Origin of the sequence: Streptomyces sp. 2-1 (assembly GCF_048564895.1) — a bacterium.
Lineage (GTDB): Bacteria > Actinomycetota > Actinomycetes > Streptomycetales > Streptomycetaceae > Streptomyces > Streptomyces phaeochromogenes.
In genome coordinates this window covers 1-24,443 of the sequence record NZ_CP183384.1, presented here as the reverse complement: position 1 = coordinate 24,443, position 24,443 = coordinate 1, and the positions used below count along the sequence as shown (strand labels likewise).

Here is a 24,443-nt window from a genome sequence, read left to right as displayed (position 1 = left end):
GGAACTCTACAACAGGAATCACAGGAGAAAACTGGAAAACCTTGGAATGCGGTAGAGTGGTTGCCATGCACGAGCATCTGGACGCACTCGAACAACGCATGCAACAGCTGCAGCAGGCCATGCGGCGCGCCCAACTGGCCCGTGACAGCGACCAGGTCAAACAGCTCCGCGACGAACTACGGCGCATCCAGCGCGCCTGGGACGCCCTGTTCGCGCAGGCCGAAGAGGACGAGGAGAACGGCGCCCCCGGCGAGAACACCGCTCCCGCGCAGGCCGCCCCCGCGGAGCCGCAGACCCTGCTGCCCGCCCGCGAACAGGTCCACCAGGTCCTGACCCTGCTCGCCGTACCCGCCGCCCCCAAACTCATCAGCACCGTCCACGAAGCCTTCTTCGCCGGCGCGTTGGCTCCCTCCCGGCTGACCAGCCTGCGCCGCGACGAGGAACGCTCCTACCGCAGTGCCCCCGGCGCCCGCCCCTACTACCTGTGCCCGGCACTCACCTCCGACCTGCTCTCACCCGCCCGCGGCCTGCTCACCGTCAGCACCTGGTCCCTGGAGCAGCGCATCGTCGGTCCCCTCAGCGCCCGTGTCCACTTCCTCACCAGCGCCCTGAACATCGCGGACGCCGCCGAACGCCTCGACGCAGAGGCACTGCCGCTGCCCGCCCGCCAACTCCTCGTGCGCTACGCCCAGAACATCCCCGGCGCCCAGCCCTCCGTACAGCAGTCGAACCCGGCTCGCGCACCTGTCGACCTGGCACTGCTGCGCCGCGCCGCCGAGGACGAACTCGCCCTGCACACCGAGAGCGACACCACCAGCCGCACTCAGGCTGCCGCCCGGGCGCGCAGCCAACTCGACGACGCGGCACTGCTGTTCGGAGGGTCCTTCCAGTCCGCCCGCCGCCTGCGCTCCGTGCCCTGACCGCCCGCGCCTCGTCCCGCCAAGGAAACTTCGTGAGTCTGCTCAACGACCGGCTCGACGCACTGCGCGGCCCCGCCCCCGCCAAAGGGCACGACGCCCGCACCCTCGCGGCCCTGACCACCAACCCCGGCTGCAACCGCCGGGCCCTGCTGGACGCCGCCGGCGTCGACAAGGACGCCATCGCCGTCCACCTCGGCAAAGCCCGTCCGCTCGCCAAATCCTCCCTTGCCCTCAGGAGCGGAGCCATCTTCGAACAGCAGGTCAAGGCCGACGGCTGCGCCGAACTGTTGCGCCTGCTGCGCGACGTCCTTGGCCTGCCGCTGCCCGAAGCCGCCCACACCGACCTCGCCGTTGTCGGCACCCAGGACGCCTCCCACCAGGTGCGCTACACCCACACCCGCAACGCCGTCCTGGAAGCAGCCCGTTCCACCAGCCCCGCCCGCACGCTGCTGGACCACCCCATCCTGCAGCTGACCGTCGCCGGCCACTCCGTCTACCTCGAACCCGACGTCGTCGCCTTCCAGATCGACGGCGTCTTCCACGTCATCGAGATCAAGTCCTTCGCCGTCGTCGACGACCAGGCCAGTCCGGCGAAGGTGGCCGCCGCTGTCACCCAGGCCGCTGTCTACATCCTCGCCCTGCGCGAACTCCTTGGAAAAGAAGGCATCGACGCAGACAGGGTCTCCCACGACGTCATCCTCGTCACGCCCACCAACTTCACCCGCCGGCCCACCGCCAGCGTCGTCGACGCCCGCAAGAAGATCGCCGCCCTCACCCGCCAGTTCGACCGGCTCACCCGCATCGAGCCGCTCCTCGACGCACTGCCGGCCCACACCACCTTCGACCTCGCCCTTGACCAGGACGAGCGGCCCACCCGCGACCCCAAGGAACTCACCGCAGCCCTGCAGGCCACCACCACCCGCTACACCCCCGCCTGCCGCCACTTCTGCGACCTGGCCTACGTATGCCGCGGCGAAGCCCGCGACGACGGACTGATCGACGTCCTGGGCAGCGACATCCGTGACGACCTCGGCGGCGTCGACCACATCGGCACCGCCCTGCGCCTGGCCGACAACACCCGCGCCCCCGCCGCCGACCAGGCCGACCTGGCCGCCGCACTCAGACACGCGCACGCCGTCCGCACCCAACTGGGGGAGTCCGCATGAGTCGGCTGTCCACCCTGCTGCGCCTTGAGGCAGCCGAGACCCAAACGGTGCAGGACGCCAGCCTGGTCGGCCACTTCCACCTCACCGAGCGGCCACTGATCTTCCTGCCGCTCAACCGCTCCGGCACCGAAGCGACCTTGCTGGCCGTCATGTTCGGCGACGACCCGGCCCGCCCCCACCTCCTCGTGGCTCCGCCCAACGGGCGGCCCACCGCGTTCCTGGAAGAACTGGCCGACCGCATCCTCACCCACATCGACAGCTTCCAGAACACCGAACGCCTGCCCGCGAAAGGCGGCAAGCCCGCCCGCGAGCGTCACACCCATGCCCCTCAGCTCCTGGTCGCCAACCGCAAGTCGATCCCCTACATCCAGCGGCTGGGCCGTTCCCTGCGCTTCACCGACACGCCCGAGGGCAGCGACCCGGCCCGCAGCGTCGGCCGCCTCGGACAGTGGCTCACCTTCTTCGCCGACCACGCCGAACACCCCGGCTCCGCCTTCCTGCTGGCCCTGACCGACCTGCTGACCACGCGCTGGATCACCGGACAGAGCAGCCTGGAGGACGAACACCTGGCCGCTCTCCTCGCCTGGATCGACCCGCCCCCCGGCACCACAGGCCTGAGCGCCGCCATCGAGGCCGAAAACCCCCAAGTACCCGGCCCCGACGGGCAACTGCGCCGACCCGCCGGCCCGGCCACCGACCCGTCCTTCGACAGCCTCGAACTCGACCCCCTGCTGACGGCCTACGACGAAGCCGCTAAAGAGGGCAACACCGCCGTGATGGCCCGGCTCACCGACCGGCTGCACACCCTCCTCCGCAACTACCTCACGCCCACCTGGGACGACGCCTGGCACGCCCTCGGCCTGCTGCGCAGCCTGACCCCGACCCAGGACTCCCAGCGCCGCTGGGCCGCAGACCGCGACCGCTTCACCGCCTACCGCAGCTACCTCGCCGACGACGGACGTCCCCAGCCCGCCAAGGACGACCCCGTCTCCGCCGCCCGCCGGCTCGCCCGCATGGAACTGGCCCAAGGCGCCTTCAATGCCCACCGCGCCCTGGAGGACCGCTTCTTCATGGCCGAACGGCGCACCACCGGGGAAGCCCTCGCCGGCACCGTCACCGACACCGACCCCCACCACACCATCCCCGGCGCCAGAGGGCCCCTGCTGCGTCCCCGCCTGACCCTGCACACCACCGACCCGGTACGCCTGGACATCGGAAGCCTGCTCGCCGGCCCCCACAACCCCCGCGTACACCTCGCCGTACGCGCCATCACCCCCCGCGACCACGGCACGGACCTCCTACTGGAAATCACCACCCTCACCGGCACAGTGAAAAAACCCCGAACCGACTCCGTCCCCGCCGTCGACGACCTGCTCGAGCTCACCTTCGCCCCCGAATTCTTCCGACGACCCCCGTTCCCCAGCCGCGAGAACACCCCCTGGACCCACGGTGGCCCCCAACACAACCACCCCGCCGCCATCCTGGAGACCACCGAGGAACCCCAGCCATGACCCAGCCCTCGATCCCGCCCGCGGAACTGGCCAACGCCGCCGTCAACGACATCCTCACCGCACTCACCAGCGGCACCACCCAGCCCCTCGTCGTCGACTCACCGCCAGGCGCGGGAAAATCAACCCTCGTCGTCCGCGCCGCCCGTACCCTCGCCGCCGCCGGTGAACGCTGCATCATCGTCGCCCAGACCAACCACCAGGTCGACGACCTCCTGATCAGCCTCGCCGACCCCGCAGCCCCCCAACTGCGCCTGGGACGCCTCGCCGGAGGCAACTACGAGGCACCCGAAGACGTCCTGGCCCTTTCCGGCATCATCATCAGCAAGGACATCAAAGACGTCCTGTCCTGCGACGTGATCATTGCAACCGCCATGAAATGGGCCTACATCGACGGACCCCGCTGGCAGTGGGCCATCATCGACGAGGCCTACCAGATGCGCTCCGACGCCCTCCTGCTGATCGCCAAGCTCTTCGACCGCGCCCTCCTCGTGGGCGACCCCGGACAGCTCGACCCGTTCTCCGTCGTCAGCACCCCCCGGTGGACCGGACTGCCTCACGATCCCCTGAACAACGCCGTCACCGTCCTGACGAACCACAACGACGCGACCACCCACACCCTGCCCGTCTCCTGGCGCCTTCCCCCCTCAGCAGCCAGCCTCGTCTCCCGGGCCTTCTACCCCTTCACCCCCTTCCACCCCGGCACAGCCCCCGCCACCCGCACACTCGCCTTCACCACCAAGGGCCTGCACAACCCCCTCGACGCGACCGTCGAGGAAGCCGCCACCACCGGCTGGGCCCTGCACGAACTCCCGCCCCGGCACACCGGACGCATCGACGCCGAGGCCGCCCACGCCACCGTCGCCCTGGCATCCCGCCTCCTGGCCCGCGGAGCCGATGCCGTGTGCGAAAAACACCCCGCAGGCCGCCGCCTCAAGCCCGCCGACATCGCCATCGGCACCGCTCACCGCGAACAGGCCCGCCACATCCAGCAGCTGATCAACCGCACCCCTCACACCCGAGGAGTGCGCGCCGACACCGCCAACCGCCTGCAGGGCCGCGAATTCGCCGTCACCATCGTCCTGCACCCGCTCTCCGGCCGCCGCGACGCTTCCGCCTTCCACCTGGAAGCCGGCCGCCTGTGCGTGCTGGCCTCACGCCACCGCCACGCCTGCATCATGGTCGCCCGCGCCGGCATCACCGACCTCCTCGACCGCCACCCCTCCAACGACCCCGTCCCCCTCGGCGTCCCCGCCAAGTTCCCCGACGGCTGGGAAGCCCACCAGTACGTCCTCGACCACCTCTCCAAGCACCGCGTCCCCGCCGCCTGACCACCCCTCCTTCCGGAAGCCGCCCACTGCCCATGGCACCCACCGAGCTGACGCTGCGCCCTCACCAGAAGGACGCGGTTGCCGCAGCCACCCGGACCCTGACCCAGCACTCCCGCGCGAGCGTGATCGCGGCCTGCGGCACCGGCAAGACCCTGATCGCCGCCCGCACCGCGGCCCGAATTGCTATACGCGGACGGGTTCTGGTGCTGCTGCCGACGCTGGACCTGCTGTCGCAGACGATCCGCTCCTGGCGTGCGGCAGGCCGCAAAGGGCTGGCGGTAGCGGTGTGTTCGGCCCGGCAGGCCCTCGACCACGAACCGGTCAGCGCCGATGTGCCCATGACCACCGATCCCGGTGAACTGGCCGCCCACATCCGCGAGACGGGGCCAAGCCCGGTAACCGTCTATGCGACCTACGCCTCCCTGCCCGCCGTGGTCACCGCGCACCACGACTACGGACTGCCCGCCTGGGGCCTGGTCGTGGTCGACGAGGCGCACCGCACGGCCGGCCGTCTCGGCAAGGCCTGGGCGGCGATCCACCACGACGACCAGGTTCCCGCCGCGCGCCGCCTCTACCTGACTGCCACCCCCCGGATCTGGGACCCCGACAGCGACCAGGGCGAGGAGGCGGTGGCCTCCATGGACGACGAGAGCCTCTTCGGCCCCGTCGCCTACCGGCTGACCCTCTCCGACGCCATCGATCTTGGCCTGCTCGCCGACTACCAGATCCTCGTCCCCGTCGTCGACAACACCGACCTGCGCGACTGGCTCGCCACCGGACCTGGCGCAGGCGCCGACGGTCTGCGCCTGGCTGGCCGTCAGGTCGCCGTCCTGCGCGCCATTCACGACCACCGGCTGCGCCGCATCCTCACGTTCCACCATCGCGTCGCCGACGCCCGCGCGTTCGCCACCTCACTCGCCGACACCGCCGCCACGCTGCCCGCCGAACTGCGCCCGCAGAAACTGTGGGCGGACTGGATCAGTGGCAGCCACGCACCCCAGGTACGCCGCCACCTGCTCCTGGAATTCGCCTCTCACACCGACCCGCAGACCCCCGCGGTCCTCTCCAACGCCCGCGTCCTGGGGGAGGGCATCGACGTCCCCGCCATCGACGCCGTCGTCTTCGCCGACCCCAAGAACAGCCCGGTCGACACCGTCCAGGCCGTCGGCCGCGCCCTGCGCCAGGACCCCGGCGCAGGCAAGAAGGCCACCCTCATCGTCCCCGTCTACCTGACCCCCGGCGAAGACCCCGACGATCTCCTCGGCGCGGACGCCTACACCCCGCTGTGGCGCACCGTCCAGGCCCTGCGCGCCCACGACGACCGCCTCGACGCCCGCCTCGCCGACCCGCGCACCGACCGGCCCACCATGGCGCCCGAGGACCCCGACGCCTGGCTGCACTTCGACCGCCCCACCCGGACCGAGGAAGTCGCCCTCGCCCTGTCCCTGCGGGTGCTGGCGCCCAAGAGTGCCGAATGGCGCCGCGGCCTCACCGCAGCCCGCCGCTACCACCGCACCCACCACCACCTCGACGTCCCCCAGACCTACGAAGACCCCTCCGGCTACCCCCTGGGCCGCTGGCTGACCTGGCAGCGCCACCTGCACACCAGCGGCGCACTCGACCCGGCCCGCATCCATGCCCTGGAACGTCTCGGCATTATCTGGGACCCCCGGCAGCAGGCCTTCGACCGGGGCCTGGCCCACGCCACCGCCTATGCCGCCCGCCACGGCCACCTCGCCGTCCCCGTCGACGAGGTCAACGACGGCTATCCGCTGGGGCGTTGGCTGGCCACGCAGCGCACACGTGTCGGCCGCCTCGCCGCGGAGCGCACTGCTGCCCTCACAGCCCTGGACCCGTGGTGGAATCCGCCGTGGCCCTTCACCTGGCAACGGGCCTACCACGATGCGCGTCGGAATCTGGAAGGAGCCGGGACAGCGAAAGCGGAAGAGTGGCTCGACGCCCAGCGGACCCGCGGCGACGACCTGCACCCCAGCCAGCTCGGTCTCCTCACCCAGCTGGGATGCGACTGGGCGCGTGAGCCCGGCACCTCAGCACAGCGCAGCCGGCAGCCCGTGCGTGAACGCGCCTTCCAGCGCGGGTTGGCCGCCGCACGGTCCTACCTCGAACGGGAGGGCCACCTCAACGTGCCCCAACGGCACATCGAGACCCTCGAAGGCGACCCCGTGCGCCTGGGGCAGTGGCTGAGCAACGTGCGACGCCGCCGTTCCGCTCTAGGCCCCCAACGTCAGGCAGCCCTCGCCGAGCTCGGCCTATGAGCGGACGAGGAGGCAAAGCGAGTGCAAGGTGGAGCCGGAACGCCATGGCAGCCGACCAGCCCGAACAGGGTGTCCTGAGGCGCCGCTCCTGGCCTCCCAACTGGCCAGTCATGGCGACGAACGGGCAGGAGGGCGACAGTCCGTCGGAAGCAATCAGCCGCCCTGACCGTCAGTTCCCCAAGCGCGCCCAGTGTGGCGGTGCGCTCGGCGGACAACGGCCACGGCAGCGCCGAGACTGCAGTAGCCCGCTTCTTCCCACGATCTGCCAAGGGCCGTGAATGCAGGCGGCCGTCCGGCAGGCGCTGATCGGCTGGCTTGGGCACGGGCCCCCTTGATGCGAACCGGCCTCTGGGTGCCTGGCAGCCGGTATCGAACATGCTGCTGCTTTCCGCCATTTCAGGTGGCGTCCGATGAGGCGTAGGTGCAGTGCTGTGAAGCATAAGTATCTGCCTCGGCGCTGATAGACCAGCGGTAGCGGGAGGACTACCGCAGCCCTGGACGCTAATCCGGGCCACCATTCGAACACCGCAGGACGTGAACGAGCTCGACGGCGCGTTTCAGAGCAAGGATCGCACTCGCCGGTGATCGTCCGGGCGGTTTTGTCAGTGCCCGCTGCTACACCAATTCCCAGGGACCAGACCGCAGTTGGCGGTCTGGCGAACAGGGGAGGAAACAGTGGCGAAGCCGCCTGAGGGGTATCACACGGTCCGCGGTCACATCCGGCGCAACCCGCGCACAGGTGGAAAGAAGATGAGCGGCTGGACCATTGCCGCGCTGATCGCGGCGGTGTGGTTATGGAGCCAGCTCATCGGTTTCGGCGAGGCTGCCCCGGCTAAGCCGGACGCGCCGCAGCCGTCGGTATCCGCGAGCACGGGGCGCTGATGGCCCGCCGTACACTCCGGCTGCGCAAACCCCGAGGCCGCGGCGAGCAGGCCGCGGCAGCGGTCGTCGCCTGCACCGCATTGTGGCTGCTGGCTCGTATGGCCTTGGCCGCCTGGCATGCGGCCACCCGCGCCTGGCCATGGCTCGTCGCCCTCATTGCCGCTGCTGCCGTGGTCGGGGTGTGGCGCATGCTGCGGGCGGCACGTGCCCGACGGGTGCGGGCCCAGACGCTGGCCCGGCTGCGGCTCACGCTGGCCGAGGTCGACGCCATGGACGATGTGGCTTTCGAGTTCGCGTTGCGGGATCTGCTCATCCGGGACGGCTGGACGGCAGAGAGAGTCGGACAGCAGGGTGACCAGGCCGCGGACGTCATTGGGCAGGACCGGCAGCGGGGCAGGATCGTCCTGCAGGCCAAGCACACCAAAGTCGCCGGCAAGGTGGGCTCGTCGGTGATGTACCAGGTCAAGGGAACCGCTGGCCCCGTTCACGGCGCGAACATCGCGGTCGTGGTGACCAATGGCTCCTTCACCCGCGACGCCAAGGCCTGGGGCGAGCGGCACCACGTGTACTGGGTCGACCGTGACCGGCTGCGCAGGTGGGCTGAGCACGGCACCCCGTTGCAGGACCTGCTCCGTCTGCCCAGTCGGCCTGTGCGCCGGGCGGCTTTCCGCCGGGCTGCCTGAGACGTGCTCGCCTCATCCGATGACCGCGCCACTGAAGGGGGATTGGTGTACGACGATGGATCGCTCGACCCGTTGGTGAAGTTCGTGCTCGGCGTGATCGCTGCTGTGGTCGCGGCCAAGATGCTCTGGCGGTGGCTCACCCAGGATGTCGCGCAGTGGGTCACCGCGGATGCATGGGGGTGGATCACCGGGCACCTGTGGTGGTCTTCGCTCATCATCGCCACCCTCCTTCTTTTCGTCCTGGCGGCGCGAAGGTCGGTTCCTGGGGATTTCGAGGTCTACTACGGCGGCAACGACGTTGCCGAGGATGAGGAGACGGCACTCACCTACAGCCTCGGGCAGCTGGCAGCCATGAGCCCGGCGGGCTTCGAGCAGGCCTGCGCCGACCTGCTGGCCCGGGACGGCTTCATTCGGCCTCGGCGTATCGGTGGGGCCGGTGACCTGGGCGCAGACGTCATCGCCTGGACCGGAACCGGAGACAAGATCGTCGTGCAGTGCAAGCAGTACAGTCGGCCGGTCGGCTCCAAGGAGGCGCAGACTTTCAATGGCACGGCGCGGCCAGAACATGGTGCCAGCCTCGCCTTGATGGTCGGCCTGAACGGCTTCACCAAAATCGCCACCGAGTTTGCTGCCCGTCACGACATCACGCTCATCGACCGGGCAGCACTGGAGAGTTGGGCGCAGGGCGAGCATCTGTACGCCGTGATCGGCGAAGACCGCTCTGCCGCGTAGGCGGACTATCCGCCGAGGCCGCCGCTCTGTCTGGGGTCAGTTCATGCACGGCTCTACACGACAAAGATGCCCAGGGAGGAACGCCTCCCCCTCAAAGCCCCAAGAAGCTGCCCCCTGAGGCACTGCCTGCCGCGGCCAACTGAAGGCCTGTGAACGGATGTTCTCCCTGGCCGTGCCGGCAGTGGAGGTGAGGGGCTCAGGGGCGGCCGAGTGCGCGGAAGGTCCAGCCGGCTTCGCGCCAGGTGGCGGGGTTGAGGGTGCCGCGGCCGTCGATGACGTTCGGGGTTGCGGTGTGGGCGGCGAGGCGGTGCGGGTCGACGTGGGAGAACTGCGGCCATTCGGTGAGGTGCAGCAGTAGGTCGGCGTCTTGGACGGCGGCGATGGGGTCGTCGGCGTAGTCGAGTTCGGGGTGGAGCTTGCGGGCGTTGTCGAGGGCCTGGGGGTCGGTGACGGTGACGCTGGCGCCGAGTTCGTGGAGCTTGTGGGCGACGGCGAGGGCGGGGGAGTCGCGGATGTCGTCGGTGTTGGGCTTGAAGGAGGCGCCCCAGACGGTGATCCGCTGGCCTCCGAGGTTGCCGCCGACCTGTTCGCGGGCGAGGTCGATCATGCGCTCGCGGCGTCGGTTGTTGATGGTGTCGACCTCGCGGAGGATCGTCAGTGCCTGGTCGACGCCGAGTTCGCCGGCGCGGGCCATGAAGCCGCGGATGTCCTTGGGGAGGCAGCCGCCGCCGAAGCCGAGGCCGGGCCGCATGCCGCGGCGGCCGATGCGTGCGTCGTGGCCGAGGATGTCGGCGAGCTGGGTGACGTCGGCGCCGGAGGCTTCGCAGACCTCGGCGATGGCGTTGATGAAGGAGATCTTCGTGGCGAGGAAGGCGTTGGCGGACGCCTTGGCGAGTTCGGCGGTGGCCAAGTCGGTGACGATCGTCGGCGTCCCCGCCTTGATGATCTTCTCGAAGCACTGCCGCAGCACCGTCTCGGCCCAGGAGTGCTCGGTGTCGAAGCCGAGGACGAGGCGGTCGGGGCGGAGGGTGTCCTCGACGGCGAACGACTCGCGCAGGAACTCCGGGTTCCAGGCGACCTCGATGGCGTCCCCGGCGGGCGCGTATTCGTGCAGGAGATCGCGGACGCGGGGTGCGGTGCCGACCGGGACGGTCGACTTGACCGCGACCACGGCCGGGTCCTTGAGATGGGGTGCGAGCTGGCGGACGGCGGTGAACAGGTGGGTGAGGTCGTAGGCGTGCTCGCCGGGCTGCTGCGGAGTGCCGACGCCGATGAAGTGCAGATCGCCGAAGGCGGCGGCCTCGGCGTAGGAGGCGGTGAACCGCAGCCTTCCGCTCTTGGTGTGTTTGGCGAGGAGGTCGTCGAGGCCGCGTTCGAAGAACGGTGCCTTGCCGGAGCCCAGGACGGTGACCTTGTCCATGTCGCAGTCCATGCCGAGGACCTCGTGGCCGAGTTCGGCCATGCAGGCCGCGTGGGTGGCGCCGAGGTAGCCGCAGCCGACGACGGTGAGCTTCATGACGGGGTTCCTTTACGAGGTGAGGGCCGGCCCTCACCTCTGCCCCGCCCCGAAGGGCGGGTGTTCAGGCGGGCCGGGCGGCCAGATAGCGGTTGATCCCGTCCCGGATGAACGGCGGGATCGTGCGGAATTCGAGGTCTTCAGGGGCGAGGAACTGGAGCTTGACGCCCTCCGCGAGGGGCAGGGCGCTCTCGTCGCCGTCCCAGGAGGCGCCGAAGAACGTGATCAGCTGCCCGGAGCCGTGCTCGTCGCGGATCTCGAAGAGCTCGGTCAGACCGTCGATGGTCAGGCCGGCTTCTTCGTCGAGCTCGCGGACGATCGTCTCGCGCGGGGTCTCGCCGGGGTCGCAGCCGCCGCCGAGGACGCTCCAGTGATCCGGCCAGGCGATGTTGGGCAGGTCGTCGCGGAGGTGGAGGAGGAGTTCGCTGCGGCGGTTGGCGATGATCGCGACGGCGCCGCGGGCGGTGGCCGGGCTTTCGGCGGTGGTGATCTGGTGCATTCGGACACCGTAGTAAGGAAGTTGAGGATCACGCGGCAGCCCTCACCGTCTGGTCGCAAAACCAGGCGGCCGCCATGAGGGCCTGCATCCTCGTGCGGTCGAACCGCCCGCCCGGCTTGAGCCCGCTTTCCAGCAGCGGCCTCCAAGACGCCGGGGCCTCAGTGAGGGCGGTATGGATCTGCGCGTCCGCCCAGGCTGCCAGCTGCCCGTTCAGCCAGGACGGGACCGGGCTGGCGAAGCCGAGCTTGTCCCGGCTGCCCCAGACCTCGCGGGGCAGGCCGAGAGCCTTCGCCGCGTCCCGCAGAATCCGCTTGCCCTCGGCGGGGTGACAGATCTTGTGCTCCACGGGCAGCCGGTAGGACAGCTCGACCAGCTCCCGCGCCAGGTAGGGGGAGCGGCGTTCCAACGCGTAGGCGGAGGCGAGCTTGTCGCTGGTCATCACCAGCGGCCGCCAGGCCGTGGCCAGGTCGGCGAGCGTGAGGCCGCGGGCCAGATCCCCGCCGGCCCGCTCCATCGCGGCGGCGATGAGGTCGCGGATCCGCCTCTCGGGGTCGGGGCCGCGCAGGACGAGCCGGGTCGCCGCCTCTGCCGGATCCAGGACTTCACCGGCGGCGTGCATGAGCTTCGCGGCCAGTGGCCGGTAGGCGTCCATCCCTGCGGCCAGGACCGCGTCCGGGCCGAAGAGGACCAGGCAATGACGGACGTAGCCCATCAGGAACTCGTCCGGGCCCAGCCCGCCGGCCACGACCCGCAGCCCCAGCTCGGCGACCTTTCGGTACGCCATGTACTCGGAGAACGTGGATGCGTTGCCCATCGGGTAGTCCAGAGCGGACATCATGTGCGGCAGCACTTTGGTGAAGTCGACGTGGTCCGGCTCGACCACCACCAGCTCGGCCCCGATGTCGGATGCGATCTGGGCCGCGATCTGCGACTCGTCGAGCCGATCCTGTCCCGGGTAGCGGACGGTGACACAGACCGGCGGCCGCAGCAGATAGGCCAGCACCGACGAATCGAGTCCACCCGAGAGTAAGAGCGCAAAGTCGCAGCCCGGGGCCCGCAGCGGGATCTGCTCGGCCAGCACGACGGAGAACTTCGCCAGGGCCTCACTGTAGGTGCCGGTGAAGGGCTGGCAGTCCTGGAGTTTCCAGTAGGTGTGCTGGTCCAGGGAGCCACTCGCGATGTCGAAGGCCAGCAGCGTGGCCGGGGCGAGCAGCTGGATGCCCTGGAAGGGAGTGTCGACACCAGTTGGCGTCTCGATCGCGATCACCTCGGGCCGCAAGACGAGCGGGGCGGCGCCGTAGCCGGCCAGGGTGGTGACCTCGGAGGCGAACGCGAGCCGGCCGCCGTCCAGACGCCAGTAGAGCGGCTTCTCACCGAGCCGGTCGCGGGCAAGGAACAGCCCGCCAACGCGCGGGTCATAGACGGCGATGGCGAACATGCCGTCCAGCCCCTCCAGACAGGACGGTCCGATCTTCGCCCAGGCCCGCAGCAGGAAGTGTGCGTCGCTCTCCCGGGCTGCCAGAGCGATGCCCCAAGCAGCGGCCTGCTGACGGAAGTTGTAGATTTCACCGTTGAACGCCAGCAGCACCCCCGACTCATCCTCAAGGTAAGGGCCGGGCATCGCCTGCGGGCCGACGATCAGCAGCGTGTTCATGGCCAGCACCGCCCGCCCGTCGCTGGAAGCGGCGTGCATGGTGCCGTCCGGGCCCCGGTGGGCCTGCGAGGCCCCCATGGCGCCGACCGTGCGCTCGTGCCGGACGGCGTCGGCTCCGGCCAGCCCTGCGATTCCGCACATCTCTGTTCACCCCCGAGTCAGGTGGTGCCTTGGCGGCGGCCGCCGCCAGAAGAAGATCCATCCAGTCCCGGCGGCAGCCTGAACTCTCATCACAGCCGCCCGGACGATGAGCAGGGAGGGCTCGCAGGGGGGCTCACAACTCGCAGACGGGGTCCACCGCGGGCCGGAAGGCAATACCCTCGGTGACCCAACACACGGAACGTGTACGACTCCTCATCACAGGCGAGTACAGAAATGTTCTCAGCCATCTGTTCGAGTCGGCCGCGGTCCGGGAGACCGGCAAGGGGAGAGGTCGTGGCACCGACCACCCGCCGGACCCGTCCGCCGAACGCGGACCTGGCCCGGCTCATCGAAGCCAGCGGCGCGAGCCATAAGTCCCTGGCCCTGCGCGTCAATCAGCTCGCCCATGCCGCCGGGATAGAGACGGACTATTCACATACTTCGGTGGCGAACTGGTGCAGGCGTGGGATGACGCCGAAATGGCCGGTCCCAAAGCTGTTAGCGCAGGCCATCGGCGAACGGCTCGGCCGGCCCGTCAACCTGGGCGAGATCGGCATGGGCGAGGCGGAGACAACCGACGTGGACGTGGGGTTGGATTTCCCCAGGGACCCCGCCGACGCTGTCCGCGTCGCCACTTCGTTCTGGAGCTCTGTGAACCGCCGCGACTTCCTGGCCGGATCTGGCTTCGCCGCCTCCGCCTTCACCACCCCCGTCACCCGATGGCTCGTCACCCCCGCCGACGAGACCGCCGACCACAGCGGCGGCCAGCAGGTCGGCCGGGCCGACCTCGACGAACTGCGCAAGGCCGCCGACGATGCCCGCCGCTGGGACTCCAAATACGGCGGCGGGAACTGGAAAGCCAACTCCGTCACCGACTGTCTGGACCACCGGGCCAGCCCGCTGCTGCAGGGCAGCTTCTCCGACGAGATCGGCCGTGAACTCTTCTCCGTCACCGCGCAGTTGTCCCGGCTCGCTGGCTGGACAGCCTTCGACGTCGGCCAGCACGATGCCGCCCAGCGCCACTTCATCCAGGCCCTCCGCCTCGCCCGCGCGGGTGGCGACGTGCAGCTGGGCTGCTACGTACTGACCACTATGGCCATGCAGACCCTGATGAGGGGCTTCGCGTCCGAGGCCGTGGACATGGCCCAGGGCGCCTTCGAGCGGGCCAAGGGGCAGGCCGTCCCCAGGGTGCTGGCGTTCACCAGGCTGATCGAAGCCCGCGCTCACGCCCGCGAGAACGACCCCCGGGCCGCTTCCCGGGCCCTGAAAGCCTCCGAGGATTTGCTGGGTCAGACGAAGGACGACAGCGGCGACGAGCCCGCCTGGATCGACTTCTATCACCACGCCCGCCTCTCGGCGGACGCCGCTGAGGTCTTCCGGGACCTGAAGAACCCCAAGGCTGCCCTCGGCTGGAACAAGCAGGCCACCGCGATGCCGACCGGGGTGTTCACCCGCTCCGTCGGCATGCGGCTCGCCATCGTCGGGACCGCCCACCTCCAGGCCCGCGACCTCGACCACGGCTTGGAACTCGGCAACCGGTCCGTCGACATCCTCGCCCGCGTCCAGTCCTCCCGCGCCAAGGACTACGTCCGCGAATTCAACGCTGCCCTCGCCCCCTGGCGGCGCGAGCCGGCCGTCCGCGCGTTTATTCACCGCACCCGCGCCGACCTCGGCGTCGCCGCCTGAACACGGCCAGCTGGCGTGGACGGCACCCGAACGATCTGCCGTCCGCGGCAACCCGGGTGCAGAGGCCACCCCGAGGGCATCTGGAGCATCCCCGGCTCCCGCGCGCCGGTCAGAATGAGCTGGGCTCGATGCACAGATCGGTGTGACCAGCCGGGACGGCACCTCGTTCACTGGCTCATGCCGGCTGGCGACGCCCCTGACCGACGCCCGGCGCCACCCGGCCGCCGCCCTGGCGGCTCTCTACCACCAGCCGGTGGGGACACACCGGAGCGGCTTCGCTGATCAGATCGGCAAGGCGGCAGGAAAAGATGCGCCGTGCAGCCGCCCGACGCGGCCACTCCTGCCTGCGCCCTCTCGGGCTGCCCGGCGACGGTCTCAGCCCCATGCGGATACAAACAAGGCTATGAGGGCGATGCCCAGCGAGAGAGTTCCGCCAAAAGCCATGGCAGCACGGGTGATGGCGGTGGGAACCGTGGCTCCGTCCCAACGCGCGAGTGCGGCAGCTGCAGCGCCTGCCGCCAGGGACAGCGCCAAAACTGTGGCGAGCAGAGCCAGCACCATCACGGAGCGAGGAGACACACGTAACACCGCCTGTAGCCGAAGTAGTCAAGTTCGAGAGCGAACCCACCGTTTCCCGGCGCACGGACGAGTGCGAGCGGTTGGATGTTGTTACAGGAACAAGCCGGTGTTTATGCCGGAACAACTCGCGTGAAAGGGCCGAGCCGTGGGGGAGCAGACTCGGGCCGGGCGTCCGTGGTCACCGGCGCGTGGTTCGTGTGCGGAGACCAACGAAGTCGTCGGCATGCTGCGGTCATGGCTGGGCACGGCCGGGGTGACCGTGAAACAGCTGCATCACCGGCTCACGAGCGACCATTTCGGCGACGGTCAGATTCCTACGCTGCGCAGACTGCGCAGTCAGCTGGCGGGCGAGGGCTTGGCGTGGGACCTGGTCGAAGCAGTGGCCGACGTCTGCTTCCCGGATGATGACCACGAGGCCGTACAGCAGCGACTGGAGCAACCGCGGCAGTTATGGGAGGCCGCCGAGAAAGCGCCCACCGCCACGGACGGCAGCGGCCCTCAAGTGACTGCGCGGGAAGTCCTCCACGCTCAGCAACGGGCCCTCACCGCCTATGAGGAGCTCAACCGTGCCCGTCAGGCCTTCGAAGCCAGCGAGCACGGACGGCAACAGGCCCTGCAGATCGCCACGATCCTCTTCGGCATGCTGGGCCAGGCTCAGGCGAAAGTCGTGGAACTCACCCGGCGTATCGACGCGCTGAACCATTCCACGCCGGGTGATCCGGAAGAAGTCACCGGCCTCGAGCGGATGAGACACCGAGCCAAGGCCCAAGAGCACCAACTGCGCACTCAGCTGACCCGTGCAGACAGCGAGCGGCAGACGGCCCAGACCGTCGCCGATCACGCGGCACGCCGGATCCAGCAACTGGAAGCCGAACTGCAGGAACTCAGAACGAAAACGGCCACTGGCGAGCGGGGAGAAGACATCCGCAGCCGCCCACTGCCCGCTCCTGTTACGCAGCAGGAGCCCGACGAGGCCACCCTCGACGCCGTCGACGAGACCCTGGAGAAGGTGCGCTTTGCACTGGACCGGGAGCACAGCGCGGTACAGGAGGCCGCCGAGGACCTCGGCCTGAACGTCACCGTGCCGCAGGGGGAGAACTCAGACAGCCGGACCATCCCCGGCGAGACGGTACCGCCAACGCCCCCTGCGGACAGCGAATCGGCCCGGACGCAACCTGACGGACAATACTTTGCAACAACTACGAACAACCCCGTGACCAGCGACTCCACCACACCGGTTGGGCGTGCGGACGCTGTAGCGCTGTCACTGGACCGCATGAGACTGGCCGGCGCCGCCACCGAGCGCATCGCCTCCGGAACCACCGTCGACGAAGTGGTCACCGCCCTCGCAGACGCCGCGGTGCCACAGTTCGCCGACGGAATCCTCGTTTACCTCAGGACGCCGCTGCAGGACTACGAAACGCTGCGCCCGCACAACCTGCGCCTCGCCCACCGCACGCACATTCCAGCAGAATCCGCCGCCGAGGCTCCGCTGATCCTGCTGACCCCCGAAGAGAACCTCGCCTTTACGGCAGACGGTGCACTGGCAGAAATCCTCGCCAACGTCCGCCCCGTCGCCATCAATGACGTTCTGTCCCAGGCCGCGCTCGCGGAGATCACTGAAGGGCCGCTTCCCGGGCAGTTCAGCGCGATCATTGCTCCTCTCCAACGTAAGAGGCAACTGTTCGGGTTCGCCGTCCTCATCCGCTATCAACACGAGCCTTACGACGACGCGGACGTGCTGGTCGCAGCGCAGATGGCCACGCACAGCGCGCTGGGTATCGACCGGGCCCTGCTGGAACGAAGCCAGTTGTACATCGCGGGCGAGTTACAGCGCACGATGCTGCCCGAGACGCTGCCCCGGCCGACCGGTGTGCGGCTGGCGTCCCGCTATCTGCCCGCCGCGGAGACGGCCCGGGTCGGCGGCGACTGGTACGACGCGATCCCGCTGCCCGGCAGCCGGGTCGCGCTGGTCGTCGGTGACGTCATGGGCCACTCCATGACGGCGGCGGCGATCATGGGCCAGCTGCGGACGACCGCGCAGACCCTCGCCGGGCTCGACCTGCCGCCGCAGGAGGTCCTGCACAATCTGGACGAGCAGGCCCAGCGGCTGGGCAGCAACCGGATGGCGACCTGCCTGTACGCGGTGTACGACCCGGTCGCGCACCGCATCACCATTGCCAACGCGGGCCATCCGCCGCCCGTCCTGCTCCACCTGGGCGGCCGGGCCGAGGTCCTGCGCGTACCGCCGGGTGCCCCGATCGGTGTGGGCGGGGTGGACTTCGAGGCGGTCGAGCTGGACGCGCCCGCCGGTGCCACCCTGCTGCTCTACACCGACGGTCTGGTCGAGTCGCGGCTGCGTGACGTGTGGACCGGGATGGAGCAGCTGCGTGAGGAGTTGGGCACCATCGCACATCTGACCGGCCCCGATCGTCCGCCGCCGCTGGAGGCGTTGTGCGATCAGGTACTCGACATACTCGGCCCCGGTGACCGGGACGACGACGTCGCCTTGCTGGCCGCCCGCTTCGAGGGGATCGCCTCCAGCGACGTGGTGTCCTGGTCCCTCGACCCGGAGGACAAGGCGCCGGGCCGGGCCCGCCGGCTGGCTCGCGAGGCACTGTCCCGCTGGGATCTCGAGGAGCTCACGGACTCTGTGGAACTACTTGTCAGCGAGCTGGTGACCAACGCCGTGCGTTACGCAACGTGGCAGGTCACGGTGCGGCTACTGCGCTCGGACGTGCTGCGTTGCGAGGTCACCGACGATGCGCCGCAACTGCCCCGGCTGCGCCGTTCACGCTTCCTCGACGAGGGCGGACGAGGGATCTTCCTGGTCGACAAGATTTCCATGAGGTGGGGCGCCAGTCGGCTCGCCACCGGAAAACTCGTCTGGTTCGAGATGGCTTTGCCCCAGCAACCAGATCAGGAACAAGGTTGAGGACTCCTGGAGACACTGGCCAGCTACCCAGCGGCGTGACGCACCGTCGCTGCACCAACGGTCAGAGCCCTCAGGCCCTGCGGTCGCACGCTGAGCGAGGTCCAAGCCTCACCGTCATTGGCGAGACACACCGCGCCAGAAGGGAACGACGCGTCTTGATGGTGACGCCCCGGCCGGGAGCCGCTCTCGGCCATGGGCGTCTCTGCCCTGACCACCCCGGATGTTCTTTGGCGCACTGTTCTGAACAAGCCCGGCAGCGCTGGCCTGGCCTCACGCAGCTCTCGGGCACCCAGACCCCACGACGCTCGCCTCACGGCAATGTCCCGCCCACCACCCGTTCATGCGCACACAAGCCGGTAGGAGAGTTCCGGGATGTACAGCGCCCACTCTGCTCTGGTGAGATTCCGTCCCACGCGTGTGCACAGACCCTCGATGAGAGTGGCGGGGTCCAGCGGCGACTGGGTGTAGAAGGCCGAACTACTGTCCGATGCGTGGTCGTCCGGAGCACTAACAGCACCTCCGACCGCTCGCAGAGTCTTCTCCTGTGGACCGAAGGCCAGAAGAGAGACGAGGAAGTCCTCACCGTGCGGAGCCAGAGGCAGGGCGGCACCGATGTGACGCAGGGTATGGGTATCCCACAGTTGGACCTTGGGAGCGAGAGGGTGCTCAACGGCCAGCAGGCTGCCATCGCCTGAGAAGGCAAGGACGCCTCCGCGATTGCGTGTTCCGTGCCCGTAGGCGTAGCCGCTGCCCCCGTCGAGGTAGGTGAGCCGGCTGGTGGCCTTGCCGTTCCACAGGGCCAGGCCGCCTGCAGAGTCGGTCGCGGCGAGGAACCGTCCGTCCGGGCTGAAGGCTGCCTGAGTGGCTGTGGTGTAGTGGGCAAGGACGACGTGCCGGCGCTTGCCTGATTTCAGGTTAGTGATGTTCCCGTCATCGCTCACCAGAAGTTGCCCGTCGGCACTGATCGCTAGGAGCTGGCCTGAGGTGCCTCGGACAGTGCGGATCAATCTACCGGTGGTGACGCTGCGCGCCTCAACGACTTTATCGTCACCGACGGTGGCTGCCACGACTTTGCCGTCGGCGCTCAGCAACAAGCCCCCGCCCATTGCAAACGACAGCTGACTGACCGGTGCGGAGAAGACCAGCTCTTGCACGATCTCATGCGAGCGGGTGTTCCAGACCGTCGCGGTAGAGGCCTGGGGGTCGCCGACGATCAGGATCTCTCCGTTGAGGCTCAGCGCCATCGGGCTGTCCAAGGTGGCATCAGGCCTGGGCGAGTCGGGCCAGCGCAGCGTCCTTGCGACGAAACCGGTGGCTTTCCCCGTGTCCCCGTCCATGATCCGCACCTTGTTGCGGTCGCCGTCTGTGCTCTGTGCCGCCACAACCGTTCCGTCGCCGCTGATGGTGCCCACCGCATTGGAGCTCGTAGAGGTAGGTGGTGTGCCGGCAAGCGGGCGGATCGATCGTACGGCAGCGCCGGCATCACTGCCGCGCAGGAACTCCAGCGTCTGTCCGTCCGGCGTGAAACTGAGGTACTCCGCACCCTCGTTCTGCAGTGGGTAGTTGAGCAGAGTGCCAGTCGCTGTCGACCCGACGCTGTACTGGATGATGGCCGTGTCGTCGGCCACCGCCAGTCTCTCTCCGTCGGGGCTGAAGGCGACGGATGTGGTGAAAGGAAAACCGGGTGCCTGGACAGTGAACGGGGCCTGGATGTCCTGATGGGACGGCTTAGCCGTCCGTGCATCCCATATACGGACCGTCCCTGTGCTCAGGCCGGTGAACACCGGAGCAGCCAGGAGTTTTCCACCAGGGCTGAAGCGTAATGAGCCCTGGTCGCAGACCGCGTTGCCCGGGGAAGAGCTCAGCTCCTTCCCGACCCTGCGCCCGGTTCGCAGATCCCACAACGCCAAGTGGGCCCCGCGGCCGGACTCTTCAGACGGCCAGTGACACAGAGCCACCCGGTCCGTTCCGCCGAGTTCTGCCGCACTTGCCGTCTGGCCGATCCAGGCCATCCGATGGTGTGACTCCATATCCCACACCTCGACACGGTCTGGCATAGCCAGCACGAGCGTTGTGCCGCGCAACGCCAGCGGCCGGCTGCCTCTGTCACCCACAGCAGCAGAAACAGGCCGGCCCGTTGACGTCTTCCACAGCCGTACTCCATCCCCGGACGGTACTGCGAGAGCTGTTCCATCGGCGCTGAGCGCTGAACCCCACGATTCTTGGTCTTTTTGCCGCACGGGCACCTTGAACTTCTTGATGAGCATTTTGGACCTGACGTCCCAGACCTGCACCGTGCCTGGGCCGTCGCCGCTAACGCTGACTACGGTGCTCCCGTCTTCAGACAGGTTCCGATCTGCGGTGGGCCGATCCGGCAGGGGGAAGGTGTCCTGGTCCTGCTGAACGGTGGCGGTCAGCAGCCCGGAGTGTGCCTCGGGGACGTGCGCGGTCTTCCACGCGGCGATGTTCAGCAGCATCGCGGTCTGGGGATCGAACTGCCGCAGGGTGTCGGCCCGGGCGGCAATGTTGCGTGCTGTGGCTTGCCGCTGGTTCGCTGTCAGGGCTTGAGACCGTTGCCAGGCCAGCAAGCCGGCCACGAGAACCAGTACCGACAGCACACTGATCGCGGCCCGTAGCGAGCGCCGCCTGCGGGTGCGGCGCAGGCCGAGAGCCACCGACGCGTCCAGAAAGTCCCGCTCGACAGCGGTGGGCCGCAGATGAGCGGGGGCGGTCGCCGCCCAGGCAACCTCTTGGCCCAGCAGTGCCGTCTGTTGCCGCAGATCCATGTCCTGGCGCTCGGCTGCCTCCCACTGCGCAGCAGCAGCTGCTAGGCGCTGGCGGATCAGGAGTCCGGCCCGGTCTTCCTCCACCCAGGTCCGCAGTCGCGGCCAGGCGCGGATGAGGACCTCATGGGCGATCTCAACGGAGTCGGTGTCCCGAGTGACCAGCCGCGCTTCCGTCAAAGCCTCCAGCACGATCGAGGCATCAGGCAGGGGCAGGTCCTTGAGCAGGTCGGCAGGGTGTACGCGGCGGCGGGTATCGGTCTTGTCGCCGACCTGGATCAGCCGCAGCACCAGTGTCCGTGCCAGCCCCTGAAGAGCTTCTGTTCCCAGACCGACGTAGCAGGCGTCCGCCGTGGCAGCGATCGCGCCATGAACCCCCCGGGACTCCCGATATCCCGCGAGCGTGAGTGTGAGACCCTCACGCCGCTCCCACACCGCCCGCAGGGCATGAGCCAACAGAGGAAGTGCCCCCGCATCCGCGGCCTCCTCGGCCCCGTCACCCTCCGCCTTCAGTCCCAGGTCGCGCAACATGACCTCGACCAGCCCCGGCTGCAGCTTCAAGCGGCACAGCTGCGCAGGCCCGGTGATCGCCTCGGCCAGGCCGACTGCTGTCAGCGGCCCGACGACCACGGCCTGCCCCAGCACTCGCTGCAAGTCGGGCTGTGCCAGACAGTCGGCGTAGAAGTCGGCCCGCACCCCGATGACCACCAGCGCACACGGCACACCACCACGACCACCCGCGGCCGCACTCAGCGCCCGGATGAAGGCCTGCCGCTCACGACGGTCCTCACACAGCGCGAAGACCTCCTCGAACTGATCAACGACCACCACCAGACGCGCCCGCTCAACGCCCTGCCCGCCCGCCCTGGCCTCGAGCACCCGCGTGACGAAGCCACACACTCGATCAGGCTGCGCCGCCAGGACAGCGGCAATCCTTTCCACGTCCTCACCTGCGCCCAGACGGGCCAGCGCCGCAGCCAGAGCGGCCAGAGGCCGACCCGTCGGAGTGAGCCGGGCATGAGGCCAGCTGGCCGAACCGGGCAGATCCAGCTCACCCCGCCCCAGAGCCGGCAGCAGACCGGCACCGAGCAAGGACGACTTTCCCGCCCCCGAAGGGCCGATGACGACCAAAGGCTCCGGAACATCCATCCGCTGTGCCAGCCGACGAGCAAGCTGGTGAAGCAACGCCGTTCGACCAAAGAACCACTGCACCTGTTCAGGCCCGAACGGCACCAGCCCGGGATACGGACACACGGCCGCCGCGCTCTCGGCTGCCTCCCACATCTCATCCTTGGATTCGGCGGCCGCCGGAGGCCGGTAGGCGGGATTGGAGCACAGCACCAGCTCGCCGGCCCGCCCGCTGGCGTGCTGGCGGGGGACGGGTAGTCCCCGCTCGCCCAGCGACCGCTGCAGATACCTCGATGCACCCAGCAACGTCAGCTGCGGCCCGGCCTGTGGATCTCCCTGGCGCAGCAGCCGGATCAGCTCACCGGTAAAAGCGGTGTGCACGGCTCCCTTCGGCGCCAGCGCGAGCTCCTCCCGCGCTGCGGCTGCCAGCACGAATCCGCCGTGGATCCGGGCGAGTTCAGCCTCCAGCCCTTCCGGACTCGGTCCCAGGAACCCGACAGCCCGCCCAGAAAAGCAGCAGTCAAGCGTCACCACCATGGCGCTCGGCCCGCTCTGCAGCAGCGAATCACGCACTGATGCATACGGCAGCGCCGTATAGGCAAGCCACCCGGGCTCCGCACGTGTTCCTTGTGTCGCCAGATGCAGATGGCCGCTCGGGCTGACCAGGCCGTGCCCCACATAGTGGAACCAGAGCAGACCCGTGGCCCGCTCGATCTCCTCAGCCACTGCTCGGCCCAGTTCCCCAGGATCAGCAGGATCCAACAACAGGCGCAGGTTGCTCTCATCCAGTCCGCACCGTTCCACCAGCATCTGCCCGAGATCGCGGACACTGGCGGCAACTGCCCCCACATCCTCCAGCCCCGAGTCGGCGGCGTACGTGCCACACCCCGCCACAAGCACCCGAGTCCCAGCCGCACTGAGAGTGCCCATACCCCATCACTCCCCGGAGGGGGTATCAGAACCCGAAGAACCGCTCTCCAGCCTCTCGGTGAGATCCTCCACCAGGGCGCGAACTTCATCCGCCCCGCGCAGGCTCCGCGCCAGCGGGGCCGACACCTCCACCGATGTCCCGTCCGGCCGGCTCAGCTTGCACACCACATCTCCGACAGACTGCCGCCGAGCCCATGCCACCACCGCACTCACCAGGCCCACCGCCACCCCGCCAGGCGCCAGTGCGACAGCAAGTGCCTCCAGCAGGCTCCCCAAGGCTTCCGGCCGAGAGGAACCCTCCACGAGGCGAACCCGCCCACGCCACTCAGGTTCCCCGGACAAGGCAGTATGAAGCGACCGCAAGAGATCGCCCGAAGCCCCGCCATCGATCTCAACCCGCACCGACTCGTTCACGTGAGCCCCCGATCCCCGTCACCATGCCGGTATGACGGGAATACTGCACAAGGACAACAGGAGGCAATCATCAAGTAAGCCTATATAACAGTCAATTATTGATTCATGTCATAAACATGCACCTAAGCGGCAACCTCCGAACCAAAAGCGGCACACACGACAAACTCGAGCCAGTAGAAGCGTGCTGGCGATCAACCAAGCAGATACCCAACCCATCGTCCGGCGCAGCCGGGCACAGTCCCGCCCGTCAGGCAGGATGAACATCACGCGAAGTCAGCAGGCCGCTGGGCCTGCCTAACCCCCTCAGAAACCGAGGAAGTTGGCCCGCTAGGGCCAACCCTTCACCCAGTACACAGCCGTGCCGTCAGGCACGGCGGCCTTGGCCAGGCGGACCGAGGCTCCCCGGCAGGGGAGTGGAGACAACTCAAATATCTGCGCAACCACCCAGTTTTGACATCACCGGCGCCGGCAGGCGCCGGGTGCTTCCCCGTCAGGGGAAGAGGCCTCAACTCAATTCAGTCCTGCCGCCAGGCAGGACACACTCCCTTGTTGCAGCAGGCCGTCAGGCCTGCCAACTCCCACAGAAGCCAACCTAGTTGGCCCGCCAGGGCCAACCCGTTCCGTGATGCACAGTCGTGCCGTCAGGCACGACGACGGTTCCCTTGACGGGCCGTCAGGCC

The 24,443-nt window shown here is 68.9% G+C and carries 15 protein-coding genes; 10 read left to right on the top strand and 5 right to left on the bottom strand.

The genetic code is table 11. The annotated features are described in order from the left end of the window. Positions 1-65: 65 nt before the first annotated feature. The 8 genes from ACN20J_RS50170 (at position 66) to ACN20J_RS50135 (ending at position 9,498) form a co-directional block, all read left to right on the top strand. Entirely contained in the window at positions 66-920 is an 855-nt protein-coding gene (locus ACN20J_RS50170; RefSeq protein ID WP_361997478.1) for a hypothetical protein, read from the top strand. 32 nt (positions 921-952) lie between these two features. Next, a complete protein-coding gene (locus ACN20J_RS50165; RefSeq protein WP_361997476.1) occupies positions 953-2,086 on the top strand; it encodes a hypothetical protein in 1,134 nt (377 codons plus the stop codon). Then, on the top strand, positions 2,083-3,597 hold the full coding sequence (locus tag ACN20J_RS50160) for a hypothetical protein (RefSeq protein WP_419669117.1): 1,515 nt from the start codon (positions 2,083-2,085) through the stop codon (positions 3,595-3,597). The genes ACN20J_RS50165 and ACN20J_RS50160 overlap by 4 nt, the downstream gene beginning before the upstream one ends. Next, on the top strand, positions 3,594-4,925 hold the full coding sequence (locus ACN20J_RS50155; RefSeq protein WP_419669116.1) for an AAA domain-containing protein: 1,332 nt from the start codon (positions 3,594-3,596) through the stop codon (positions 4,923-4,925). Before ACN20J_RS50160 ends, ACN20J_RS50155 begins: the two co-directional genes overlap by 4 nt. A 32-nt stretch (positions 4,926-4,957) precedes the next feature. Further along, entirely contained in the window at positions 4,958-7,201 is a 2,244-nt protein-coding gene (locus ACN20J_RS50150; protein WP_419669115.1) for a Helicase associated domain protein, read from the top strand. A gap of 750 nt (positions 7,202-7,951) precedes the next feature. Next, a complete protein-coding gene (locus ACN20J_RS50145) occupies positions 7,952-8,083 on the top strand; it encodes a hypothetical protein (RefSeq protein WP_419669114.1) in 132 nt (43 codons plus the stop codon). Next, the gene (locus ACN20J_RS50140) at positions 8,083-8,766 is read left to right on the top strand and encodes a restriction endonuclease (protein ID WP_419669113.1); all 684 of its coding nucleotides are present in this window, start codon (positions 8,083-8,085) and stop codon (positions 8,764-8,766) included. Before ACN20J_RS50145 ends, ACN20J_RS50140 begins: the two co-directional genes overlap by 1 nt. A gap of 45 nt (positions 8,767-8,811) precedes the next feature. Next, a complete protein-coding gene (locus ACN20J_RS50135; protein ID WP_419669112.1) occupies positions 8,812-9,498 on the top strand; it encodes a restriction endonuclease in 687 nt (228 codons plus the stop codon). Positions 9,499-9,694: 196 nt separating this feature from the next. Here the strand turns inward: ACN20J_RS50135 and ACN20J_RS50130 are convergent, their stop codons facing one another. From ACN20J_RS50130 to ACN20J_RS50120, 3 genes are all read right to left on the bottom strand, one after another. Then, the gene (locus ACN20J_RS50130) at positions 9,695-11,014 is read right to left on the bottom strand and encodes a UDP-glucose dehydrogenase family protein (RefSeq protein ID WP_419669111.1); all 1,320 of its coding nucleotides are present in this window, start codon (positions 11,012-11,014) and stop codon (positions 9,695-9,697) included. Between the two features lie 64 nt (positions 11,015-11,078). Further along, positions 11,079-11,513 (bottom strand): NUDIX domain-containing protein, encoded by a 435-nt coding sequence (locus ACN20J_RS50125; RefSeq protein WP_419669110.1) that lies wholly within the window; start codon positions 11,511-11,513, stop codon positions 11,079-11,081. Positions 11,514-11,541: 28 nt separating this feature from the next. Continuing rightward, positions 11,542-13,308, bottom strand: coding sequence for an asparagine synthetase B family protein (locus tag ACN20J_RS50120; RefSeq protein ID WP_419669109.1), 1,767 nt, complete (start codon positions 13,306-13,308; stop codon positions 11,542-11,544). A gap of 294 nt (positions 13,309-13,602) precedes the next feature. Here ACN20J_RS50120 and ACN20J_RS50115 point away from each other — a divergent pair, with 294 nt between their 5' ends. After that, positions 13,603-14,994, top strand: a complete 1,392-nt coding sequence (locus ACN20J_RS50115) for a sporulation protein (RefSeq protein WP_419669108.1) — start codon at positions 13,603-13,605, stop codon at positions 14,992-14,994. A 1,648-nt stretch (positions 14,995-16,642) separates the two neighbouring features. Continuing rightward, a complete protein-coding gene (locus ACN20J_RS50110) occupies positions 16,643-18,508 on the top strand; it encodes a SpoIIE family protein phosphatase (RefSeq protein WP_419669134.1) in 1,866 nt (621 codons plus the stop codon). A 338-nt stretch (positions 18,509-18,846) separates the two neighbouring features. Here the strand turns inward: ACN20J_RS50110 and ACN20J_RS50105 are convergent, their stop codons facing one another. Next, entirely contained in the window at positions 18,847-23,349 is a 4,503-nt protein-coding gene (locus ACN20J_RS50105; protein ID WP_419669107.1) for a caspase, EACC1-associated type, read from the bottom strand. A 6-nt stretch (positions 23,350-23,355) separates the two neighbouring features. Beyond that, positions 23,356-23,751 (bottom strand): effector-associated constant component EACC1, encoded by a 396-nt coding sequence (locus ACN20J_RS50100; protein ID WP_419669133.1) that lies wholly within the window; start codon positions 23,749-23,751, stop codon positions 23,356-23,358. Positions 23,752-24,443: the final 692 nt, after the last annotated feature.